The sequence below is a fragment of the Streptomyces sp. NPDC002640 genome, assembly GCF_053592575.1.
This window is the reverse complement of sequence record NZ_JBSFVZ010000058.1, coordinates 1-3,234: the sequence shown is the minus strand read 5'-3', so window position 1 is coordinate 3,234 and position 3,234 is coordinate 1. Positions and strand designations below refer to the sequence as shown.

Annotated in this window: 3 protein-coding genes; 2 read left to right on the top strand and 1 reads right to left on the bottom strand. The window is 66.5% G+C overall.

The window, feature by feature from the left end; genetic code table 11:
- Window positions 1–1,052: 1,052 nt before the first annotated feature.
- Complete coding sequence (locus tag ACWD3O_RS33970; RefSeq protein WP_451418559.1) at window positions 1,053–1,760, top strand: hypothetical protein; 708 nt, start codon at window positions 1,053–1,055, stop codon at window positions 1,758–1,760.
- Window positions 1,757–2,230 carry a helix-turn-helix domain-containing protein gene (locus ACWD3O_RS33965; RefSeq protein ID WP_451418558.1) on the top strand — a complete coding sequence of 158 codons (474 nt, stop codon included), beginning with the start codon at window positions 1,757–1,759 and terminating at the stop codon, window positions 2,228–2,230. The genes ACWD3O_RS33970 and ACWD3O_RS33965 overlap by 4 nt, the downstream gene beginning before the upstream one ends.
- Window positions 2,231–2,569: 339 nt before the next feature.
- On the opposite strand, the gene ACWD3O_RS33960 is transcribed toward ACWD3O_RS33965, so the two are convergent.
- A complete protein-coding gene (locus ACWD3O_RS33960) occupies window positions 2,570–2,878 on the bottom strand; it encodes a hypothetical protein (RefSeq protein WP_451418557.1) in 309 nt (102 codons plus the stop codon).
- Window positions 2,879–3,234: the final 356 nt, after the last annotated feature.

The window sequence follows — 3,234 nt, the reverse complement described above, 5'->3', positions numbered from 1 at the left end:
GTATTTCAGAGTTTTGATATTCCTATCTCATCGGGCTTCGCCCGATGCAAGCGAGCGGGGGCCCTTCGCGCCCCGGCCGCTCCCGCTCCGCGTGAGCGGAGCGGTTCGCTTCGCTCACCGCCAGGTGACACGCGCTCCGCGCCCGCCACCCAACTGCAGGGCGTTCGGCCCGCGTTGCGGGCCGGGGCCGGCCTCCGGCCGACCCGTGGCCTCCGCTGCGCTCCAGCCACCCGGGGTGCACCCCCGCACTCCGGTGTGGGCAAGGTGGGTAGCGCTTCGCGCGACCCACCCACGGGCCTGACGGTCCCAGCAGCAGCAAGCAGAGGGAGGGGTGACGGGTGGTCGGGCGAGTGGCAGGCGGGCGCGAGTGAGGTAGAGGAGTGGAACCCGGGGGCGTGCTTCAAAGATACTAGCCAGATAGGGACTGGAATGATACTTTACCCCTCCTTCAGCTACTGAAAAAGGTCGCGGAATACGGTTCGGATAGCCGGACTGATTTGACAAAGAAAGGGAGGTCAAAATGACGGATGACGCGCAGAAAATAAGGGTTCGAAAAACTGCAGACAATGCGGGGTTGAGGTGTTCGTGGAGGATTTTCCGAAACGGACAGGATGGCGTTTGGGAACCGATGGAGATGTGAGCTGCGCGCGGTGGGGGTCCCCGAGGGCAGGGTCCGTCGGTTGGTGCGGGAGGTGCTGCGGCACCGGTGGACCTCAGCCACCTAATACTAGGGAAATCAAGAACCCGCAGGTCAGGAGCTCGGCACTCCGACGTTGTGTCACTTCAGGAGGTACACAACGCCTCGGATGTGTACCTCCTGAGTAGTCAGAACGACGGCCAAATGTCGGTGTGGCTGACAGTTTTGGGTGCGGAACGTCAGCGAGGCCGACATCTGTCGCAGCGTTCCGTTAGGCGGACAGCTGCCGCGCGTTGGGGGGAGATCTGTCCCCCCTGGGGGGACACAACACGCCGGAATGTCAGTGAGGCCGACGTATCTGTCGGCGTGGCTGACATACTGCTGGGGTCCAAGATCAGCGAAGTGGAGCAGCCTCGTGACACCCGAGCCACAGCGCCGCCGTTCCGCACCGAGGCGTGCACCGCGCCGTACGGAGCTGCCCCTCGGTGATGAGATCCAGGCGTGGTCCAAACCGGTACGGCCGGTTGAGGACCTCGACTCGGTCGCTCGCCGTTACCCTCGGCGGAAGCTCTCGCTCAGCAGTGAGCGCAAGCCGCTGGAGGTCTACGACACCCCGGAGCGTCCCAAGGCGTTCTCCATGGACTCGCTGGAGTTCTTCTTCCTGATCGCGCAGTACTTCCGCGAGGCCTTGCCCCTGCGGCTGATCCTGCTGCTGATCGCCTGCCAGAGGGCCGGCGGGCAGATCCGGCTGACTCAGGGGGAGATGGCAACCGTCCTGGACGTGCCCCGCGCGAAGATCAACGAGGCGCTCCAGGAGATCATGGGCCACGGCATTGTCTTCAAAGTGCGCCGCGGCATCTACCAGTTCAACCCGCCCTACTCGTACCGTGTAGCCGAGTTCATCCCGGGCACGGAGCTGGTCGAAGCTGACTACGTGCAGGTCGACCAGGACAAGACGATCGAGCGGATCCGCAGGGACGAGAGCCTGCCGGATCTGGTGCGGTTCCCGTCGCTGGAGCACATGCGCGAGGCGATCGAGGAACTGCGGAAGAAGCGGGCCGAGGAACGCGCTGCACGCCGACTGGCCCGTGCGCAGCGCCAGGAGGAGGGATCAGCCCAGTGAGCACCTTGAAGTGGTCCGCGACCAACGCCGACGGTCTTCTCGCCGATCTGGACCTGCCGCCCGCCGCCTACCGGGCGCTGCTCAAGCTCCGGGCGCGCAGCGAGGCCGGCGGCCGTATCGCGATGGACCAGGCCACCCTCGGTGAGCTGCTCGGGCTCAGCCGTCCCAGCGTGAACGCAGCGCTGCGGGAACTGGAGCTGGCCAAGCTCGTCAAAAAGGTCCGCAACGGCGTCTACCAGATCAACCCGATGCTGGCCGGCTACAACTCGCCCGAGGACGCCCTGGACGCCGTCAAGGCGATGCCGAAGGCTGACCGGCTGGACAGCAAGACCTACGTGGCCGACTACCACCGGGCCGTCGCCGCCTATCAGGACCAGCTCGCCGAGCAGCGCAAGAAGCGCGCGGCCGCCGCCGCTGCGAAGAAGGCCTCGGCCGCCAGGAGGCGCGGCGCGCTGCACGCCGTCGGCTGACGCGTCAGCACCCTCATACGGACATCGGCGCCGCACCCGTGAAGGGTGCGGCGCCGAAGGCGTTCCTGGTATCGGCTCCGACACCGAAGGTCCCCGTCGGGGTGGACAAAGGTTGCCCAGCGCAGGGCCGAACTGGAGCGATGGGCCACCCACTGGCCGACAGCAGCGAGGTCGTGCAGCAGACGAACGCGCCGTTTGCTGCACGACCCCGCTGCCCTGGGCAGCTACCCGAGCAGCATCCTTGCGGTGCCCGGGCCGGCCTTCGAATGTCATCGCTCTCCGGCAGTCCGAACAGCGGCAGCACCTCGTGCAGCAGGCATCCGTGCGGCGAGCAGCGGCCTACAGATCCAGTGCGAACATCTCGCAGTACACGAGGGCTGCTGCAGCAGCCGCGAGGTCTCCTCTGGCTGCAGCAGCCCGGGCCATGCCCAGCGGCAGCATCATGTGCTGCAGCGGACCATCCTGGCCGGCGCCGGCTCCTTCGTCCGCCCGGGCGAGCAGCACTCCGCGGGCATGGTCCAGGACATCGCGCCAGGCACCGCCGTGCGCTGCGGGATCCACTCCCGTCAGTGGTGTCAGCCACAGCTCGGCATGGGACTGCAGCTGCTCTTCGGCCGGGCGGTAGTCCAGAACGGTGCCGCACGGCATGGTGCCTCTGTCGGAATGGTCTGCGGTCCCGGGCCACCTCTCCATGCGTGTGGAGTGCTCCGGGCACAGGAACGCGAGCCAGGCGGCACCCGGTCCGCCATCTTGCGCCGGTCCTTCACGGAGCACCGTCGCCGTTGCGGGGCACTTCACCACCACGGTCCGGAGGCCTCCGAGCTCACGGCGTCCGGAGAGTTCTCTGAGAGAGGGCACCGCGACTTCCCTTCCTGGCTCAGACCTCGATGTACGCGATGACGACCACGGTTATCTGCGGTCCTGATCTGGCCCTCGTTGTGTGAGGCACATGGGCTCATCAGTCCGTGTGACTGTGAGATATCTGCTGGTTGTGAGGCACGTCT

Bases quoted from the DNA above. Each gene is read 5' to 3' on its own strand.
- ACWD3O_RS33960 (WP_451418557.1), bottom strand. From the start codon at position 2,878: ATGCCGTGCGGCACCGTTCTGGACTACCGCCCGGCCGAAGAGCAGCTG.